This window comes from Xanthomarina sp. F1114 (assembly GCF_026410255.1).
Lineage (GTDB): Bacteria > Bacteroidota > Bacteroidia > Flavobacteriales > Flavobacteriaceae > Xanthomarina.
Genome location: NZ_JAPMLL010000013.1, coordinates 15,788 through 34,891, shown reverse-complemented (window position 1 = coordinate 34,891; position 19,104 = coordinate 15,788). Strand labels below are relative to the sequence as shown.

General features: G+C 32.5%; 19 protein-coding genes. 13 read left to right on the top strand and 6 right to left on the bottom strand.

Going from position 1 to position 19,104, the window contains the following annotated elements:
* Window positions 1-16: 16 nt before the first annotated feature.
* From OS188_RS11535 to OS188_RS11500, 8 genes are all read left to right on the top strand, one after another.
* Window positions 17-808, top strand: coding sequence for a Rossmann-like and DUF2520 domain-containing protein (locus tag OS188_RS11535; RefSeq protein WP_267148995.1), 792 nt, complete (start codon window positions 17-19; stop codon window positions 806-808).
* Entirely contained in the window at window positions 809-1,339 is a 531-nt protein-coding gene (locus OS188_RS11530) for a KdsC family phosphatase (protein WP_267148994.1), read from the top strand.
* Window positions 1,340-1,420: 81 nt separating this feature from the next.
* Entirely contained in the window at window positions 1,421-2,347 is a 927-nt protein-coding gene (locus tag OS188_RS11525) for a geranylgeranylglycerol-phosphate geranylgeranyltransferase (protein ID WP_267148993.1), read from the top strand.
* Window positions 2,347-2,937 carry a Maf-like protein gene (locus OS188_RS11520; protein WP_267148992.1) on the top strand — a complete coding sequence of 197 codons (591 nt, stop codon included), beginning with the start codon at window positions 2,347-2,349 and terminating at the stop codon, window positions 2,935-2,937. The genes OS188_RS11525 and OS188_RS11520 overlap by 1 nt, the downstream gene beginning before the upstream one ends.
* 69 nt (window positions 2,938-3,006) lie before the next feature.
* A complete protein-coding gene (locus OS188_RS11515) occupies window positions 3,007-3,540 on the top strand; it encodes a mechanosensitive ion channel domain-containing protein (protein WP_267148991.1) in 534 nt (177 codons plus the stop codon).
* Between the two features lie 32 nt (window positions 3,541-3,572).
* On the top strand, window positions 3,573-4,640 hold the full coding sequence (gene corA, locus OS188_RS11510) for a magnesium/cobalt transporter CorA (protein WP_267148990.1): 1,068 nt from the start codon (window positions 3,573-3,575) through the stop codon (window positions 4,638-4,640).
* A gap of 190 nt (window positions 4,641-4,830) precedes the next feature.
* Window positions 4,831-7,347: a PIG-L family deacetylase gene (locus OS188_RS11505; protein ID WP_267148989.1), complete on the top strand. Its 2,517-nt coding sequence runs from the start codon at window positions 4,831-4,833 to the stop codon at window positions 7,345-7,347.
* Between the two features lie 145 nt (window positions 7,348-7,492).
* Window positions 7,493-9,172, top strand: a complete 1,680-nt coding sequence (locus OS188_RS11500) for a sodium:solute symporter family protein (RefSeq protein WP_267148988.1) — start codon at window positions 7,493-7,495, stop codon at window positions 9,170-9,172.
* A gap of 378 nt (window positions 9,173-9,550) precedes the next feature.
* On the opposite strand, the gene OS188_RS11495 is transcribed toward OS188_RS11500, so the two are convergent.
* The 3 genes from OS188_RS11495 to OS188_RS11485 all read right to left on the bottom strand — a co-directional run bounded on the left by OS188_RS11495 (window position 9,551) and on the right by OS188_RS11485 (window position 11,404).
* Window positions 9,551-10,396 carry a DUF2911 domain-containing protein gene (locus tag OS188_RS11495; RefSeq protein ID WP_267148987.1) on the bottom strand — a complete coding sequence of 282 codons (846 nt, stop codon included), beginning with the start codon at window positions 10,394-10,396 and terminating at the stop codon, window positions 9,551-9,553.
* Window positions 10,397-10,473: 77 nt separating this feature from the next.
* A complete protein-coding gene (locus tag OS188_RS11490) occupies window positions 10,474-10,902 on the bottom strand; it encodes a hypothetical protein (protein ID WP_267148986.1) in 429 nt (142 codons plus the stop codon).
* A 73-nt stretch (window positions 10,903-10,975) separates the two neighbouring features.
* On the bottom strand, window positions 10,976-11,404 hold the full coding sequence (locus tag OS188_RS11485; RefSeq protein WP_267148985.1) for a hypothetical protein: 429 nt from the start codon (window positions 11,402-11,404) through the stop codon (window positions 10,976-10,978).
* Window positions 11,405-11,555: 151 nt separating this feature from the next.
* Between OS188_RS11485 and OS188_RS11480 the strand changes: the two genes are divergently transcribed.
* The 3 genes from OS188_RS11480 (at window position 11,556) to OS188_RS11470 (ending at window position 14,004) form a co-directional block, all read left to right on the top strand.
* On the top strand, window positions 11,556-12,215 hold the full coding sequence (locus tag OS188_RS11480; RefSeq protein WP_267148984.1) for a TetR family transcriptional regulator C-terminal domain-containing protein: 660 nt from the start codon (window positions 11,556-11,558) through the stop codon (window positions 12,213-12,215).
* On the top strand, window positions 12,212-13,525 hold the full coding sequence (locus OS188_RS11475; protein WP_267148983.1) for an ABC1 kinase family protein: 1,314 nt from the start codon (window positions 12,212-12,214) through the stop codon (window positions 13,523-13,525). Before OS188_RS11480 ends, OS188_RS11475 begins: the two co-directional genes overlap by 4 nt.
* A 254-nt stretch (window positions 13,526-13,779) precedes the next feature.
* The gene (locus OS188_RS11470) at window positions 13,780-14,004 is read left to right on the top strand and encodes a hypothetical protein (RefSeq protein ID WP_267149080.1); all 225 of its coding nucleotides are present in this window, start codon (window positions 13,780-13,782) and stop codon (window positions 14,002-14,004) included.
* A 157-nt stretch (window positions 14,005-14,161) separates the two neighbouring features.
* Here OS188_RS11470 and murA read toward each other — a convergent pair whose 3' ends face one another.
* The 3 genes from murA to OS188_RS11455 form a co-directional block, all read right to left on the bottom strand.
* Window positions 14,162-15,472 carry a UDP-N-acetylglucosamine 1-carboxyvinyltransferase gene (murA, locus tag OS188_RS11465; RefSeq protein ID WP_267148982.1) on the bottom strand — a complete coding sequence of 437 codons (1,311 nt, stop codon included), beginning with the start codon at window positions 15,470-15,472 and terminating at the stop codon, window positions 14,162-14,164.
* 9 nt (window positions 15,473-15,481) lie between these two features.
* The gene (locus tag OS188_RS11460) at window positions 15,482-16,129 is read right to left on the bottom strand and encodes a DUF4290 domain-containing protein (protein WP_267148981.1); all 648 of its coding nucleotides are present in this window, start codon (window positions 16,127-16,129) and stop codon (window positions 15,482-15,484) included.
* Between the two features lie 66 nt (window positions 16,130-16,195).
* Window positions 16,196-16,489 carry a DUF493 family protein gene (locus OS188_RS11455; RefSeq protein WP_267149079.1) on the bottom strand — a complete coding sequence of 98 codons (294 nt, stop codon included), beginning with the start codon at window positions 16,487-16,489 and terminating at the stop codon, window positions 16,196-16,198.
* Window positions 16,490-16,647: 158 nt separating this feature from the next.
* Here OS188_RS11455 and OS188_RS11450 point away from each other — a divergent pair, with 158 nt between their 5' ends.
* The gene (locus OS188_RS11450) at window positions 16,648-17,190 is read left to right on the top strand and encodes an AAA family ATPase (RefSeq protein ID WP_267148980.1); all 543 of its coding nucleotides are present in this window, start codon (window positions 16,648-16,650) and stop codon (window positions 17,188-17,190) included.
* 16 nt (window positions 17,191-17,206) lie between these two features.
* Window positions 17,207-19,102 carry a RecQ family ATP-dependent DNA helicase gene (locus OS188_RS11445; protein WP_267148979.1) on the top strand — a complete coding sequence of 632 codons (1,896 nt, stop codon included), beginning with the start codon at window positions 17,207-17,209 and terminating at the stop codon, window positions 19,100-19,102.
* The last annotated feature ends 2 nt before the right edge of the window (window positions 19,103-19,104 follow it).

Here is a 19,104-nt window from a genome sequence, read left to right as displayed (position 1 = left end):
ATCTTTATTTTACAGTATGATTTCAGTAAGCATAATTGGAGCAGGAAATGTGGCCTCTCACCTATATCAAGTTTTCTCAAAAACCAAATCGGTTTCTGTTAATCAATGGTATAATAGAGACCTTAGCAAGATAAGCTCTTATCAAAATAAAGTAGCCATTACGGATAAACTGTCAGAATTAAAAGAAGCAGACATATATATTATAGCGGTAAGCGACGATGCCATTTCTGATCTTTCTAAGGCGCTACCTTTTGAAAACAGGTTGGTAGCACATACCTCAGGAAGTGTTAGTATTTACGATTTAGACAAAAAGAACAGACGTGGCGTATTTTATCCGCTTCAGACATTTTCTAAAGAGGCTAAATTAGACTTTACTAATGTTCCAATTTGTATTGAAACCATTGGTAAAAAAGATTATCCACTTTTAAAATCTCTTGCCCAAGCTATTGGCAGTAATTATTATAAAGTGAATAGCGACCAAAGAAAAGCACTGCATTTAGCAGCCGTTTTTGTAAATAACTTTAGCAATCAATTGTATCGTGTGGCACATGAAATAACAGAATCTGAAGGTGTTGAGTTTGACATTTTAAAACCATTAATATTAGAGACTTCAAAAAAAGTACAAAATCTGTCGCCTTATATGGCTCAAACAGGTCCTGCAAAACGCAATGACAAAAAAACTATTAAAAGACACTTAAAGCAGTTAGAAAACGAAGAGCATAAAGCTATTTATTCACTCTTAACCAAATCAATAAAAAACACACATGGCGTGCCTATTAAAGCTGCGACTAAATCTAAAAAACAATAAATGGAAGATAAAAGCTATAAAGAGTATTTAGAACATATTACTACGCTAATTTTTGATGTAGATGGTGTATTAACAGATAGCACCATAACTGTAACTACCACAGGAGAAATGTTGAGAAGCATGAATATTAAAGATGGTTATGCTCTAAAAACAGCTGTGGACAGAGGTTTCAATGTATGTGTTATTTCTGGGGGTACAAATGAAGGTGTTAAACTGAGATTAGAAGGTCTAGGGGTTAGAGATGTTTTTCTTGGAGCTCATAATAAAATTGACCAGCTAAATCATTATATAGAGAAACATGGAATAGATTTAAAGAATGTACTTTATATGGGCGATGATATTCCAGACTATCCAGTGATGAAACTGGTTGGACTACCTTGTTGCCCCCAAGACGCTGTGCAAGAAATTAAAGCTATTTCTAAATATGTATCTCATAAAACTGGAGGAAGTGGTGCTGCTAGAGATGTTATTGAACAGGTTTTAAAAGTTCAAGATAAATGGCAAAGTAATTTTAATGCCAAATATGATTAATTCCTACTAATTTCACTCTATTAGGAAATTTTAACAGAAACTAAAGACAACTAACCAACTTTTAAAAACAAATCTAAAACTTTGAATTTTTTAAACCTTATTCGCTATAAAAACATCCTCTTAATTGCATTCGTCCAGTTTTTAATAAAATATATGCTTTTAGAGCCTTTTTTAAACCTAACTAACTTAAGTATTACCTTAAACTTATTTGGGTTTATAATTTTGGTTTTGGCAACTGTTTGTATAGCGGCTGCCGGATATATTATCAACGATATTTACGATGTTGAAGTAGACAGAGTAAATAGACCTGAAAGAGTTATTGTTGGGCAAAGTATTTCAGAAAAAACAGCTCACACCTATTTTATCATTTTTAATGTAATTGGTGTTCTACTTGGTTTTTACCTTTCCAATATGGTGGGTAAAAATGGTTTTTTTGCCATATTTGTTATTATTTCCGCATTGCTGTATATCTATGCGTCCTACTTAAAACAGCTTTTATTAATTGGCAATATTGTGGTGTCTCTTTTAGTGGCTTTAAGTCTTATCATTGTTGGTCTATTCGATTTACTTCCTGTCATGACACCAGAAAACCAAGAGACGCAAATCACCTTTTTTAAAATAATTTTAGACTATGCCATTTTTGCCTTTGTCATCAATCTTATTAGAGAAATAGTAAAAGATATAGAAGATGTTGAAGGTGAATACAAAGCTGGATTTAACACCTTACCAATTGTCTTTGGTAGAGATCGAGCCATAAAAGTGGTTTTTGCACTCTCTCTCCTACTCCTTTTTGGTGTTATGTTTTATATAATTACTTTTTTGTACTCTCAATTATTAGTGGTTGCCTACTTTTTAATCTTTATCATGGGCCCTCTAATTTACATCTGTATCAAATCTTATAATGCAAAAACAAAAAAAGAACTACGCTTTATTAGTAATTTACTTAAATTAGTCATGCTTATTGGTATGCTTTCACTTTCACTTTATCAATTTGTTTTACTCGGATAATGTTAAACGAAAAACTAAAAAATCACCACCTTATTTTGGCTTCAGGTTCCTCTAGAAGGCAACAGTTTTTTACTGAATTAGGATTGGATTTTGAAATTCGTTTAAAACCAGTACAGGAGGATTACCCAGAGAGATTAAAACATTTTGAAATAAGCGATTATTTAGCACAATTAAAGGCGCTTCCTTTTAAAGATGAACTAAAAGAAAAAGACATCTTAATAACTAGCGATACCATAGTCTGGCATAACAATCAAGCGCTTGGCAAACCTAAAGATAAGGCCGAAGCTTTTAAAATGATTAAATCTTTGAGCCATACCACCCACGAGGTCATTACGTCGGTTTGCTTTACAACTACCAAGCTTGAAAAAACAGTTAACGCCATAACAAAAGTTACTTTTAAAGAATTAACTGATGCCGAAATAAATTTTTATATTGAAACCTATAAACCTTTCGATAAAGCCGGATCTTATGGTATTCAAGAGTGGATAGGACAAATAGGAATTTCCAAAATTGAGGGATCTTATTTTAATGTAGTAGGTTTGCCAACTCATCTTGTATACCGAACTTTAAATAGTTTAATTTCTTCTTAAATATTACTTAAGAACCTGTGTAGGTATCTAATTCTAATATATCTTTACGGCATTAATATAACTATAGAAATGACATTTTTTCAAACATATCAACCTCAAATTATAGCCAGTATATTTATACTTTTATTTCTGTTAATTGTTAGAGCTATTGCTAAAAAATTAATTTATAAACTAGGAAAAAAGACAGGTATTAACGATGCTCGAATTCATTTAATTAGTAGATATGCTACTGTAACCCTAGTGCTTCTTGCTCTTTTAATCGAAACCTTTATTTTTGGAGCTCAATTAAAAGATTTAGCATTAGTTTTTTCTTCAGTTTTTGCTGTTATAGGAATTGCTCTTTTTGCCATTTGGTCCATTCTAAGCAATATCACCTCTGGAGTAATCATGTTTTTCTCCTTTCCATACAAAGTAGGAGACAAAATTGAAATACACGATAAAGACTCTCCCCTAGAAGGTATTATTGAAGATATTAGAGCCTTTCAGCTTCATTTAAGACTAGATAATGGCAACTTAGTAACTTACCCAAACAATTTAATGTTACAAAAAGCTGTAACCCTTATAAAGAAAGATGCTATAGATGACGGTTCAGATACTATATAAATTATCCATATATTTAGAGTAATATATATGTTATGGCTAAAAAAAGAACCAACAAATACAAAAAACACATTAAACAATCTCCTGGTTCTATTATTTATACCGGCGAGAACCCTACAGATCAACTTTTTATAAATGTTTATGATTACGGTCCAGATTTTATAAACAAATTTGAGCTTAAATCCGTTAAAGACTCTTTTAATTTTAAAAATACAAAATCTGTTTCCTGGATTAATCTGAACGGCCTTAATCATATTCAAGAAATTGAAAGTCTGGGTAAACATTACAATTTGCACCCCTTAGTTATTGCAGATATTGCTAACACCTCGCAAAGACCAAAAATTGACGTCTACGACGATTATATTTTTATCATCCTAAAAATGCTGTATTATGATGAAAATGAAAACATTAAAATAGAGCAGATAAGTTTCATTTTAGGTACCAATTATGTATTAACCTTCCAAGAAGTAGAAGGAGATGTTTTCGACAATGTTAGAGAACGCCTTCACGTATCAAGTGGAAGACTTAGAACTCATGAAGCAGACTATTTACTATACGCGCTAATTGATGCCATTGTAGATCATTACTACATAGTAAACGAAACTATGGGTAATAAAGTTGAAGACTTAGAAGACCTACTATTTAATGGTGAAAGTACAGACGACTTAGGTCTGCAAGTCTTAAAACTTAAAAAAGAAGTCTTAAAAGTACGTCGTGCCATCTTTCCTATTCGGGAAATTATTGGGCGCTTAGAAAAAAACGAAAACACCCTAATAAAACCAAATTCCGTACAATATTATGGAGATATCTCCGATCATATTATACAACTATCTGATTCCATAGAAATTTATCGAGAAATGATCTGGAGTTTAATGGATATGTATATGACCACCATTAATAATAAAATGAACGAAGTCATGAAAGTTCTTACTATTATGTCTACCATTTTTATTCCATTAACTTTTATAGCTGGTATTTACGGTATGAATTTCGACAATATTCCTGAACTTCACTATAAATACAGCTATTATATTCTATGGGGCGTTATGATTATAATTTTCTTTGGAATGATGTATTATTTTAAAAAGAAAAAATGGATTTAAAATAGAATCAATCCCTGTGTTACAAGATTTCTAAGTATTTATTTTAAAACAATAACACTGTTAAACAAATCAACCTTCAAACTCTGGAGCTTTTAGAGCATCAGATAGCACTTTAAAACGTTAAAGAAACTTAAAAACCGGCAAGCTGCTGGTTTTATTTTTATATTTATCGCTTTCTAAAAAAATCATCATGCAAAGATTATTACTTGTTGTAATTATAACGCTATTTTCAAGCTTAAATATATGCTCTCAAGCACCACAAAAACCCAATGCCTCAGAAATTTACGAGTCTATTAAAAAGCTTAATTTTTTAGGTTCGGTATTATATGTTGCCGCACATCCAGATGACGAAAACACCAGACTTATATCTTATATGTCTAATCACCTTAAAGCTAGAACTGCATATCTGTCTTTAACACGTGGCGATGGCGGACAAAACTTAATAGGCCCAGAAATTAGAGAACTTTTGGGCGTTATAAGAACTCAAGAACTATTAACTGCTAGGCAAATTGATGGCGGTGAGCAACTGTTTACTCGTGCCAACGATTTTGGGTATTCTAAACATCCAGACGAAACTCTTGAAATATGGAATAAAGAGAAAGTTTTAAGTGATGTTGTTTTGGCTATACGTCAATTTCAACCAGATATTATTATCAATAGATTTGACCATAGAAGCCCGGGTAGAACACATGGACATCACACGAGTTCTGCCATGTTAAGCATAGAAGCTTTCGATATCACAAACGATAAAACAGCTTATCCAAACCAATTAAAAAATACGGATCTGTGGCAACCTAAACGATTATTCTTTAATACCTCTTGGTGGTTTTATGGAAGCCAAGAAAAATTTAAAAAAGCCGATAAAAGCAATTTGTTAGAAATTGATTTAGGGGTTTTCTATCCTTCTTTTGGCTTTAGCAATCCAGAAATTGCTGCTCTAAGTAGAAGTCAACATAAGTCTCAAGGTTTTGGAAATACCGGAACTCGTGGTTCTGAAATGGAATATGTAGAGTTAATTAAAGGAGAAATGCCACAAGATCAAACCAATCTTTTTGAAGGCATTGATACGACCTGGAATCGTGTTAAAGGCGGGCAAGCTATTGGAACTATACTACAACAGGTTGAAGAAAATTATGACTTTACCAATCCATCAGCTTCCATTCCAGAATTGCTTAAAGCCTACCAGCTAATTCAGGAATTAGAAGATTCTCATTGGAGAGTTTATAAAACCGATGAAATTAAAGATATTATTTATGCCTGCGCTGGCTTGTATTTAGAAGCAGCTTCTATGAGCAGTCAAGCTACTCCGGGTGAGACTGTAAAATTAAATATTGAAACCATTAATAGAAGTCCGTTTCCTATTACATTAAAATCCATTACATGTAACAATACACATATTTCAAAGCAATTAGCTTTAACAGAAAATATAGGCTTCGATTTTCATGAAGTTTTAGACATTCCAAGCAATCAAGAGCCTACAACGCCTTATTGGTTAACCAAAAAAGGAACTTTAGGAATGTATCAAGTGTCCGACGAGTCTTTAATAGGAAAACCAGAAACTCCAAGAGTTTTTAAAGTTTCTTTTGAATTGATTTTTAACAATACACCTATAACATTTAGTAAAGCTGTCATTTACAAAACTAACGATCCTGTTAAGGGAGAAGTTTACAAGCCTTTTGAAATTATCCCTGAAGCTTCTGTAAAAATTTCAGAAAAGGTAATTATTTTTGAAAATGGCCTGGCCAAAGACATCCCTGTTATTGTAAAAGCTGGACGCGATGATTTAACAGGAACTTTAAGTTTAAATTATCCTAAGGAATGGCAGGTAACACCCGAAAAACAAGAGGTAAAAATCCCTAATAAAGGCGAAGAAAAAACAGTTGTTTTCCGAGTAAGTCCACCAAAAAACCAGCATGAAGGACATGTAGTTCCTGTAATGACTGTAAACGGAAAAAATTATTCCAAAGAGCTGATAGAAATAGATTACGAACACATTCCGTATCAAACCGTTTTGCTGCCTGCAGAAAGCAAAATTGTGCGTTTAGATATTCAGAAAAAAGGTGAAAATATTGGATATATTGTTGGCGCTGGAGATGTAGTTCCAGAGAGCTTAGAGCAGATTGGTTATAAAGTAACACTTTTAAAACCTGACGATATTACCCCTGAAACTCTACAAGAATTCGATGCTGTAGTCGTTGGAATTAGAGCTTATAACATCCTGGAGACTATTAAATTTAAACAACAATTGTTATTCGATTTTGTTTCAAATGGTGGAAATATAATTGTTCAATACAATACCAGTCACCAATTAAAAGTAGAAAACTTAGCGCCATATAAATTAGAACTTTCTAAAGATCGTGTAACTGATGAGTATGCCGAGGTAAAATTTCTAGAGCCTAAACATCCAATTTTAAATACACCGAACAAAATAACCCAGGAAGATTTTAAAGGTTGGACTCAAGAGAGAGGTTTGTATTTTCCAAATAAATGGGGCAAAGAGTTTACGCCTATTCTATCTATGCATGACAAAGGCGAATCTGCTAAAAAAGGAAGTCTCTTAGTGGCAAAATACGGAAAAGGCTATTATATTTATACCGGTTTGAGTTTCTTTAGAGAATTTCCTGAAGGAGTTTCTGGAGCATATAGATTATTTGCCAATATGTTGAGTATTGGAAAAGAAACTATGTTACTTGGAGAAAAAAGATAATGTTTAATTCAACCAGTCTTTTAAAAAAGCCAATAAATTTAAACGTATGAAAAAATACAAATGGAGTAATATGTACACTTTGGTGTTAGTAGCAAATGCTATTTACATTGTCATTTTTTATTTTATTTCCAAAGCTTTTTAAACTATGCAAACATTAGACTGGATTGTTTTAATTGGAACTCTTGCCACTATTGTGGGCTATGGAACTTGGAAAACTAGAGGAAGTAAAAATGTAGAAGATTATGTACGTGGAGGAAGTCAATCTAAATGGTGGACTATTGGTCTATCTGTAATGGCCACTCAAGCAAGTGCAATTACCTTTTTGTCTACCCCAGGACAAGCCTTCCATTCAGGAATGGGTTTTGTGCAGTTTTATTTCGGACTTCCCATAGCCATGATTATTATTTGTATGGTATTCATTCCCTTATACCATAAATTAAAAGTGTACACCGCTTATGAGTTTTTAGAAAATCGTTTCGATTTAAAAACCAGAAGTCTTACAGCCATCTTATTTCTTATTCAACGTGGTTTAGCAGCTGGAATTACTATTTATGCGCCTGCTATTATCTTATCGGCCGTCTTAGGTTGGAATCTGACTTACTTAAATATTGTTATTGGTATTTTAGTAATTATTTATACGGTTTCCGGAGGCACAAAAGCAGTAAGCATGACGCAAAAACATCAAATGGCTGTCATATTTACAGGTATGTTTATTGCCTTCTTTTTAATTCTCAGTTATTTACCGGAAAACATCACCTTTACAAAAGCTCTGGAAGTTGCTGGAGCCAGTGGGAAAATGGATATCCTGGATTTTTCGTTTAATCTGGAAAACCGCTATACCGTTTGGAGTGGATTAATTGGAGGTACTTTTTTAGCGCTTTCCTATTTTGGTACAGACCAAAGTCAGGTGCAACGTTATCTCTCTGGAAAATCGGTTAAAGAAATGCAAATGGGACTCATTTTTAATGGCTTATTAAAAGTACCCATGCAGTTCTTTATTCTATTAGTTGGAGTCATGGTATTTGTCTTTTATCAGTTTAACCAATCTCCTATTAACTTTAATCCTGCTGCAGAACAAGTTATATTAGACTCAGAATATTCTGAAGCTTATCAAAATTTGGAAGATGAACAATTGGCTATTTTTAACTCCAAACAAGATCAGATTAACAACTTTGTGACTACAGGCGAAACTAAATATGCTAATGAGATTGCCCTGTCTAACGAGGCTGACAGAGCAAATAGAGAGGCTGCTAAACTATTAATAAAAGAAGCTGCAGATAAAAAGCTGGTCCGTGTAGAAACTAATGATAAAGATTATGTGTTTATTCATTTTATTCTAAACAATCTACCACGTGGATTAATAGGTTTGCTATTGGCCGTTATTTTAAGTGCTGCCATGTCAAGTACAGCAAGCGAATTAAATGCATTAGCTTCAACAACTTCTTTAGATTTGTATAAACGAAGTATGGTTCCAGGCAAGAGTGAAAACCACTATTTAAAAGCAACAAAATGGTTTACGTTTGGTTGGGGAATATTAGCTATTATAATTGCTAGTATTGCTTATTTGGCCGATAATTTAATTCAGTTAGTAAATATTATAGGTTCTATATTCTATGGAAATGTGCTTGGTATTTTCCTCTTGGCCTTTTTCTTTAAGTACGTACGTGGAAATGCTGTTTTTATAGCCGCTCTAATTACGCAAGCTATTGTAATTATAGGATGGTGGTTTGATTGGATGCCGTATTTATGGCTGAATTTGTTTGGCTGTATCTTGGTAATTGTTCTAGCTTTTATTATTCAAAAGTTAAGTTCGAATTCCAACTAAGAAGGGTGCCTAAAAGCCTGTATAAAGCCTGATATTTAATTATAAAAGTATTACTAAAAAACCTTTCAGATTATTAATGTCTGAAAGGTTTTTTTAAGCCATATGAGTTAAATTAGTAAAAGGTTCTTTTAAGTTATAGAAGTCCACAACTATTTCTCATAATAGCATATACCTTCTAAAGTATTTCCAGACTTGTTTCTAGTATTTCTCAAGACATAGTTATACCCGATAGCTTAGTGCTGACTTTATTTTTAACTTTTTATACAAATCTATTCGATAGATAAACAGTAATTCTAACTTCTCAGAGAGTAAGGCTCATAAAAAAAGGCCTGACAATTAAGATTGAAAGGCCTTTTAAAATATTAATTTAAAGTGAACTTATTTTTCCCACTCTGCAATAGACTCTGTATTCATTTTTACATAATCTTCATTTCCGGCAGCTTTCGCACCTTCCATAGATTTTTTAGCAATTTCAATAGCGCCTTTTTTATCTCCAGTTCTCGCATAAATTAAAGACTGTTGTCTCAATTGATAGAACATAGGCTTATCGTTCATTTTCATAGATTTATCCATCCATTCTTTGGCTTGTTTTAAATCTTTTCCTTCTTCAGCATAATAAACTGCTGCTGCATAGTAATCGCTTGCTGTTGGCGTACCATTTAAAGCATCGTTAATAGAAGCTAATACTTTATCGTCTGTTGGAACTGTAAAAGGCACAGCTATATACGTTTTTTCCCATAAGATTTCTAAAGTTGCTCCAGAATTGCTGATATTATTAATATCTATTGTAAAATTTTCAACATTAAATGGAATAGGCATTACTTCTGAAAATAGTCTAGCTCCTACTTTTCCATCATCCCATTTTTCAGGTAACCCCCAGTTATTAGTATCTTTATAAAAAAGAACTTCCCACTTCTCTTTACCTGGAATGGCATAAATAGCATAAGATCCCGCTTTTAAAAGCTGCCCCATAATAGTAACATCATCAGTAAAAGTTATGATACTATTCTTATTTGCACCTGTTCTCCAAACTTTACCATAAGGAACTAAGTCTCCAAAAATAGTACGCCCTTTTACTCCAGGACGTGAGTATTCTAGGGTGAAATCGGTTAAACCAACTTTCTGTTCTAATTTACAAGAAGGACTTGGTTGAGGGGTTGTAACTTGAGCATTCATTTGGAAGGTAAAAACTCCAACCGCAATAAACAGTAATATTTTTTTCATGTTTGTTTTGTTTTAAAATAATTAAATTAAAAAGGTAAAAATAGCTTTAAAGCTGCTAAAAGCTTGTTAATAAAAACTTAATCTTCCCAGCCAAATCGCTGATAGATTATTCTGGCTATTTTTCCAAAATTTTCTAAAAAGTTAATATATTGATCTTTTGTTAAAATCTGCTTTACGTCTGCATTCATTTTGTCAACAAGCTTATCAAACTCGACATGCATCTCATCCACACTGTAGTTTTTGTCCTTGTCGTTTAAACGACTCATTTCGTATACGTAAGTAAAAACAGTGGTATCATATTCCTCTCTCACCTCATCGGACAAATTCATCTCGTTAACACGGTTATTAAACCAAATGTCAATCTTAGATCTTTCTTCAACAGTAAAAACAGTATCAACTTTGGTTGCTTGTCTTTTCATTTGCTTGCCAGACATCTCGTTCTGAGCGAATGAAAAATTAGTTCCTATAAAAAATACAGCTATGAAAACGGTTAAAATATAATTCATTTTGAGAAGATTAGTTAGTTAAAAAAAATATAAAAACAACTTTTAAATTGTCGCATCATTTAGAAAACGATACTTAGTCTTCCCAACCATACTTATGATAGATACTTCTAACAATCTTACCAAAATTTTCTAGGTGATTGATATATTGCTCATTTGATAAAAAAGTCTTCAATTCAGCATTCATAGTATCAACAATCTCATCAAATCTTACATGAATTTCATCAATGCTATACCCTTTATCTTTATCGTTTAAGCGACTCATTTGGTAGATATAAGAATACACTACAGTGTCATACTCTTCTCTCTTTTCTGCAGAAAGGTTCATCTCATCTATCCTGTTGTTGAACCACTGCTCTATATTAGCTCTTTCTTGTACCGTATAAACAGTGTCTACTTTTGCTGCTTGACGTCTAATTTGCTTATCGGACATACCATTTTGAGCAATTAAACTGTTGGCTATTATAGCGAATAAAAAAGTGAATAAAAATTTAGTATTCTTCATATTATTTATGTCATAGTTTTTTCAAATATACAACTTTATCAAAAATAATTATGTGTTGGTTTTTTATTAGATAATTTTAAATGTTAAAATTGTCTAATTTAACACTTAAAAAGTTAGACGTTTATTATCTTTACTTAAAATTAGAGAAATTATGGCAAAAAAGAAAACAATTTCTAAAGCAGAACTAATCGCTTTGTATATGAACTATGTGCTAGAAAAAGGCAAAACTGAGCATACAGTATATTTATTTACAAAAGACAACAAATTAAACGAACAAGATTTCTATAAGTATTTTGCGTCTTTCGAAGTGTTAGAAAAACAGGTTTTTAAAACATTTTTTGAAAATACCACAGCACTATTAGAAAAAAGTGATGACTATAAGTCTTTCGATGCCCGAAACAAGCTCCTGAGTTTCTACTTTACATTTTTCGAAAATCTAACTGCAAACAGGAGCTTTGTTATCTATGTTTTAGAACAAGACAAACACAGTTTAAAGAAACTTTCAAAGCTATCTGAACTTAGAAAAAGTTATATAGCCTACATTGATAGTCTCGATATAGAAATACTTGATTTACAACATAAACAAATCAATAAATTACAAGAAAAAGGCTTGCGAGAATCAGCTTGGATACAATTACTAATTACCATAAAGTTCTGGATGGACGATAGTTCTCCTTCTTTTGAAAAAACAGATATTTTTATAGAAAAATCTGTAAATACAAGTTTCGATTTAGTACAAACTACGCCCCTTAAAAGCGTGATCGATCTGGGTAAATTTTTATTTAAAGAAAAAGCAAATATGAGCTCATGAAAACCATAGACAAAATTCCAACATCCAAAATTCAACGTGCATCAAAATTAGTTTCTACGGGTGCCAAAGTGGGCGTAAACTACTTAAAGTATTACGGCGACAAGATGGTTACAAATAAAGAGGATGCCAAAAACCGATTGGACAAGAGCAATGCTAACGACATTTATAACAGTCTAAAACAACTTAAAGGAAGTGCTTTAAAGATGGCGCAAATGTTAAGTATGGAGAAAACTATATTACCTCAAGCTTATGTTGAAAAGTTTTCCTTAGCGCAATTCTCGGTTCCGCCATTATCTCCTCCTTTAGTGCTAAAAACCTTTAAAAAATACTTTGGTAAAACACCTGAAGAACTCTACGACAAATTTAATGCCACCTCTATAAATGCAGCCAGTATTGGTCAAGTTCATTTAGCTGAAAAGGATGGCAAAAAACTAGCTGTTAAAATACAATATCCAGGAGTGGCAGAAAGTATTGCTACCGATTTAGCTATGGTAAAACCCGTCGCTATGAATATGTTTAATATTAAAGCGAAAGATTCTGAAAAATACTTTAAAGAAGTTGAAACCAAACTTATTGAAGAAACCAACTATATTTTAGAAGTCAAGCAAAGTCAAGAAATTGCAAAAGCTTGTACACATATTCCAAATTTAAAATTTCCAGAGTATTATGCCAGCTTGTCGTCCGACAGAATAATTACTATGGACTTTATGGAAGGAGAGCATTTATCTGAATTTACAAAGCACAATACAGACACAGAAAAAGCGAGTGTTATAGGGCAAGCCTTATGGGATTTCTATATGTTTCAAATTCATTCTCTTAAAAAAGTCCACGCAGATCCTCATCCTGGGAATTTTTTAATATCAAAAGACAGCAAATTAATTGCTCTAGATTTTGGCTGTGTTAAAACCATTCCAGAAGATTTTTATCTTCCCTATTTTGAATTAGCAAAAAAAGAAAATATTGAAAATAAAGACATATTTATCTCTAAATTATACGAATTAGAAATATTAAAAACAGAAGACACCGAAGAAGAGAAAGCGTTCTTCTCTAAAATGTTTTATAATATGTTAAGCTTGTTTTCTCTTCCGTTGCAAGATGAAACCTTCGATTTTTCTGATGCCGATTTCTTTTTAAAAATAGCACAATTGGGTGAGCATTATTCTAAAAATTCAGAAATAAGAAAATACAATGCCAACAGAGGTTCTAAGCACTTTATCTATATGAATAGAACATTCTTTGGTCTATATAATTTAATGTTCGATTTAAAAGCAAAAGATATAAAAATAAATAATTTTAAACAGTTCATATAGTCGGTCTAAGCATTAAGACTAATAATAAACATACTAAAGATGTATTTGAGACAAGAGAAATAAAAATTTTAAAGACAACTTATTTGCTAAAGTTTGGTTAAAGATTTGTCTTCTCAAGAAATATTCTCTTTATTACCACCATCAATTTTTTTGGGCTAATATTCTCAATTTCTAGTATTTATAAATTAAAGAATTTGGATATTAACAAAAACAATTGTACTATGTGCAAAGGAAAACAATTAAACAATAATAATATGGAACTTATAGACAAAGCTTTAGAATTTGAAAAAACAAGTTTAAGATCTCTATCTACAAGCGATCGCATTGAAATTTCAAGAGAGGCAAAATCTTTAATTCTTGGTTTAAACGAAATATACAAAACTAAGAAAGACGAAAAAATCATGGAACTTATGAAACGTCTAACTGCTATGAAGCAAAAGGTTGAAAAAAGGTTAAAAGGAAGACCTTTAACTGCTTAACAAATAAAAATCTGCGTGTTTAAATTAAAACTAGCTTTTTGATTTAAACGAACATCGCATTTAAAATAATAATGGGAACTCTAATGAAACCTGAAAAGGTAATCATGCTGAGTTCCCATATGTATTTGTGATAAAAAGGTTTTCTTCGAACTTCTCCTTATGAAATTCTTTCTATTTTTGATCCAATAGCGCGAAGACGCGTATCAATATTTTCATAACCTCTATCTATTTGTTCAATATTATGAATGGTAGATATCCCTTTTGCAGACAGTGCTGCAATTAATAAAGACACTCCTGCTCTAATGTCTGGAGAAGTCATTGTAGTAGCTTTTAATTGCGATTTAAAATCGTGTCCAATTACAACCGCCCGGTGTGGATCGCAAAGAATAATTTTTGCGCCCATATCAATTAACTTATCTACAAAGAACAAACGACTTTCAAACATTTTTTGATGTATTAAAACACTACCTCTTGCTTGTGTGGCAACTACTAAAATAATACTTAGTAGATCTGGTGTAAATCCAGGCCAAGGCGCATCAGAAATAGTTAAAATAGAACCATCAATATAATTCTGAATTTCGTAACCGTCTGTATGTTTTGGAATATAAATGTCGTCTCCTTTACGTTCAACAGTAATCCCTAATTTTCTAAAAACATCCGGAATTTGCCCTAAATCGTCCCAACTAACATTCGTTATAGTCAATTCGCTTTTAGTCATAGCTGCTAAACCAATCCAACTCCCAATTTCAATCATATCTGGAAGCATGCGGTGTTCTGTACCACCTAACGAGTCAACGCCATCAATAACTAACATATTGGAACCAATACCACTAATTTTTGCGCCCATGCGATTAAGCATTTTGCAAAGCTGTTGCAAATAAGGTTCGCAAGCTGCATTGTAAATAGTTGTCCTTCCTTCAGCTAAAACAGCAGCCATTACAATATTGGCTGTTCCAGTTACAGAAGCTTCATCAAGAAGCATATAAGCGCCTTTTAACCTCTTAGCTTCAACACCGTAAAAGTGTTCTTCTCTATTATATCTAAATGTGGCTCCTAGCTTAATAAAGCCTTCAAAATGAGTATCTAATCTTCTTCGTCCAATTTTATCTCCACCTGGTTTTGGAATATATCCTCTTCCAAAACGGGCTAAAAGTGGTCCAACAATCATAATGGATCCTCGTAACCCTTTTCCGTCTTCTTTAAACGCTTCGGATTCTAAATATTCTAAATGTAATTCATCTGCCTTAAAAGTATAAGAACCTGAATCTATCTTAGTTACTTTAACCCCTAGTTTTTTAAGTAAATCTATTAGTTTATTAACATCAACAATATCTGGAATATTGTTAATTGTAACTAATTCTGGAGTCAGTAAGACGGCACATAATATTTGTAGAGCTTCGTTTTTTGCTCCTTGAGGTTGTATTTTTCCTTTTAATTGGTGACCTCCTTCAATTTTAAAAATTCCCATACGTCTAGGTTAATAACGTTTCCTTGTTCTGTTTGTAGTACTTTTTTTGTGATGCGATTTTTTGGAACTGGAAGAATGCTTTTTCTTACTTCTCATTAAACTCGATGCATCCGTTAAATCCTCGTCTGCATTTTTAAGGTTTATTCTCCCATTGGACAATTCGAATAAATGACCAAAAATAACTTCGTCTTCTACCGTATCTTTATTCCAGTTTAAGAAACACTTTTTCATATGATTGGCAATCGTGTAAATTAAAGCATCCTTTAATTCTCCATCCTCCCAAGTACATGCTACATCAATCATGGTTTTAATATTATTTCCGTAGAATCTATATTTGGGGTGATTTTGAGGGTACTCTAAAGGTTCCGGACTTGCATATAACTCCTCTTTGGAAGGTTTGGGATATGGCGAATCGACATCAATGTCAAAATCGGCCATAATAAACAATTGATCCCAAAGTTTATGTTGAAAATCTGGGACATCGCGTAAATGCGGTTGTAGATTTCCCATAACAGAGATAATGGCCTTAGCTACTTTATTGCGTTCTTCTTTTGTTTCACGCGTTTTTGCATAAGTAATCATTTTCTGCATATGACGACCATATTCTGGAATGATTAAATGCTCACGCTCGGTGTTGTATTCTAAACTATCTATCAAAATAAATGTGTGGTATTATAAGTTTTGCACGAAGTTAATTATGCATGCGCAAAGTACGAAAAATAATTAAAGACTAATAACGCCTTCAACTTTTTCTGCTACTTCCTTATATTTTTCGATAACTTGTTCCGGGTCTTTCATTTTAACACTGACCGAAATACTGGTATATTTTCCGTTTTTAGACTCTTTAGTGCGAATAACAGCACCCAAATTATCAAAAATCACCTCAAGCTCTGCCACCTTATCTAATTCAGATTTAACAATAAACTTGTATAAATATTCTGCTGGCCACGAGGAAGTATCGTATAGCTGCGATTTTAATTTTGTGTAAAACTCTTCTGTTTTATTATTACTATCCATAGGTTGTTTCTTATCGTTATTTTTATTCAATATCCTTAATTTATATTAAAAAATAAGGCTTTTTATTATAATTTTTCAAATTTGTTGAGATACTATTTCCCTAGTATTTTTTATTTAAGATTTAAATCACGAATTTTACAGCCAAAACCTTGCCAATTTTGAGTTTAAATAGAATTGTAATTACTGGGGGACCAGGAACTGGAAAAACATCTTTAATTAACGAATTAACTAAAAGAGGATATACCTGTTTGGAAGAAATTTCTAGGCAAATAACTCTGGACGCTAGAAAAGAAGGAGTGGAACAACTTTTTTTAAGTGACCCCTTTTTATTTAGCCAAAGATTATTAGAAGGTCGAGTGCAGCAATATAAAACCGCATTAAACTTAGAAAATAAACTGGTTTTTTTAGACAGAGGTGTACCAGACGTTTTGGCATATATGGATTTTGCCGAAGAAACATATCCAGAAGAGTTTATATCGGCCTGTAAATCCTGTAAATACACTCAAGTATATGTATTAGAACCATGGCAAGAGATTTTTATTAGTGATAGTGAGCGTTATGAAAACTTTGACCAGGCTGTAGAAATACACGAACAATTACTCAATACTTATAAAAAATATCACTACAACTTAATAAATATTCCCTTTGATACGGTTGAGAATCGAGTAGATTACCTTTTAGAAACCTTAAAAGAGCTGTAATGCACCTTATAAATAAATGCACCCTATAAATATTTTAGAGCGGTATTGGAACTTTACCTCGTTCAGACCTCTTCAAGAAGAAATAATTGAAGCTGTTTTACAAGGGGAAGATGTCTTTGCTCTATTGCCAACTGGAGGAGGAAAATCTTTATGTTTTCAAATTCCTGCTCTAGCTAAAGATGGTATTTGTATTGTTGTATCGCCACTAATTGCTTTAATGAAAGACCAGGTTAACGCGTTACAGCAAAAAGGGATTAAAGCTTTATGCATTACAAGTGGTATCTCTTATGGCGAACTGGACACTTTATTAGACAATTGTATTTACGGTAATTATAAGTTTCTCTATTTATCTCCAGAAAGACTTCAACAAGAATTAGTACAGGATAGAATTAAACAAATGCCTGTAAATTTAATAGCTGTAGATGAGGCTCATTGTATCTCTCAATGGGGAAATGATTTCAGACCTGCTTATAAAAATATTGAATTACTGCGTCAGATAAAACCTTCGGTAAACTGCATTGCTCTAACTGCTTCTGCTACGCCTACAGTGGTGGAAGATATAGTGGAAGAACTAGATTTTATTCAACCTAAAATATTTAAACAGTCGTTTAAACGGTCTAATCTGGCTTATATGACTTTTGATGAAGACGACAAGCATTACAGACTGGAAACTATTTTAAAAAAAAATCCACAATCGGCCATAGTATATGTAAGAAGTAGACGCCTAACTATAGAGATATCCAATTTTTTAAACAAAAAAGGTATTTCGGCCACAGCCTATCATGGCGGCTTATCTAATAAGGTAAAAGACACACATCAACACGAGTGGATAAACAACCAAAAACAAGTAATGGTCGCTACTAATGCTTTTGGAATGGGAATCGATAAACCGGATGTTAAAACGGTTATTCATATTAATTTACCCGAAAGTATTGAGAGTTATTTTCAAGAAGCTGGACGGGCAGGCAGAAATGGCGAAAAAGCTTTTGCTGTTATTTTAAAAAATAAAAGCGATCTGCTCTTAGTTAAAAATCAGTTTTTAAAAACCTTACCAAGCATTAAGGATGTCAAACATATTTATAGAAAACTTAGTAACTATTTTCAAATATCTTATGGCGAAGGGCAAAACACCTTGTATAACTTCAACTTTAACGACTTTTGCAAAACCTATCAGTTGCCTGGTTTAATTACCTATAATGCCTTGCAACTATTAGATAGAACCAGTCTTATAACATTATCTAAACAGTTTAATAAGAAAACAAGTCTTCAGTTTATTATCACTAATAAGTCCTTGTTTTCATATTTAGAAACCCATCCGGAGTTAAGCGTAATTGTTAAAACAATCCTTAGAACTTATGGAGGAATATTTGAACACGATACAAAAATAAATAGTTTGTTAGTTTCAGAAAAGGCAGCTGTTTCCGAAGATTACTTATTTAAATCTTTAAAGCAATTAGAGAAAGACGAAATAATTACCTTAAGCCTTTCTACTACAGATTCTGAAGTTACCTATCTGCAACCTAGGGAAGACGATATGGCTATTAACAGAATCTCCCACTATATAGAAAACCAAAATAAGCTAAAGTATAATCAAGTACATTCAGTCATAGATTATGTAGAAAATAATGAGACGTGTAAAAGCGTACAGCTCCTCTCCTATTTTGGTGAAAAAAATGTAGAAGATTGCGGTATTTGTTCGGTGTGCATCAAGAAAAACAAGAAGCAAAATAGAGCAGATCCAAAACAAATTCAAACGGAAGTTTTACAAGCTTTAACTGTAAAGGATTTAAGTTCGAGAGAATTAATGGAACAGATTTCCTGTTCTGAAACAGATTTAAAGAAGGTGCTAAAATTGTTATTAGAACATCAATTAATTAGCATAACTAATAAAAACACCTACAAATTACATTAATC

Bases quoted from the DNA above. Each gene is read 5' to 3' on its own strand.
- OS188_RS11535 (WP_267148995.1), top strand. From the start codon at position 17: ATGATTTCAGTAAGCATAATTGGAGCAGGAAATGTGGCCTCTCACCTA.
- OS188_RS11530 (WP_267148994.1), top strand. From the start codon at position 809: ATGGAAGATAAAAGCTATAAAGAGTATTTAGAACATATTACTACGCTA.
- OS188_RS11520 (WP_267148992.1), top strand. From the start codon at position 2,347: ATGTTAAACGAAAAACTAAAAAATCACCACCTTATTTTGGCTTCAGGT.
- OS188_RS11515 (WP_267148991.1), top strand. From the start codon at position 3,007: ATGACATTTTTTCAAACATATCAACCTCAAATTATAGCCAGTATATTT.
- corA (WP_267148990.1), top strand. From the start codon at position 3,573: ATGGCTAAAAAAAGAACCAACAAATACAAAAAACACATTAAACAATCT.
- OS188_RS11505 (WP_267148989.1), top strand. From the start codon at position 4,831: ATGCAAAGATTATTACTTGTTGTAATTATAACGCTATTTTCAAGCTTA.
- OS188_RS11500 (WP_267148988.1), top strand. From the start codon at position 7,493: ATGCAAACATTAGACTGGATTGTTTTAATTGGAACTCTTGCCACTATT.
- OS188_RS11495 (WP_267148987.1), bottom strand. From the start codon at position 10,396: ATGAAAAAAATATTACTGTTTATTGCGGTTGGAGTTTTTACCTTCCAA.
- OS188_RS11490 (WP_267148986.1), bottom strand. From the start codon at position 10,902: ATGAATTATATTTTAACCGTTTTCATAGCTGTATTTTTTATAGGAACT.
- OS188_RS11485 (WP_267148985.1), bottom strand. From the start codon at position 11,404: ATGAAGAATACTAAATTTTTATTCACTTTTTTATTCGCTATAATAGCC.
- OS188_RS11480 (WP_267148984.1), top strand. From the start codon at position 11,556: ATGGCAAAAAAGAAAACAATTTCTAAAGCAGAACTAATCGCTTTGTAT.
- OS188_RS11475 (WP_267148983.1), top strand. From the start codon at position 12,212: ATGAAAACCATAGACAAAATTCCAACATCCAAAATTCAACGTGCATCA.
- OS188_RS11470 (WP_267149080.1), top strand. From the start codon at position 13,780: ATGGAACTTATAGACAAAGCTTTAGAATTTGAAAAAACAAGTTTAAGA.
- murA (WP_267148982.1), bottom strand. From the start codon at position 15,472: ATGGGAATTTTTAAAATTGAAGGAGGTCACCAATTAAAAGGAAAAATA.
- OS188_RS11455 (WP_267149079.1), bottom strand. From the start codon at position 16,489: ATGGATAGTAATAATAAAACAGAAGAGTTTTACACAAAATTAAAATCG.
- OS188_RS11445 (WP_267148979.1), top strand. From the start codon at position 17,207: ATGCACCCTATAAATATTTTAGAGCGGTATTGGAACTTTACCTCGTTC.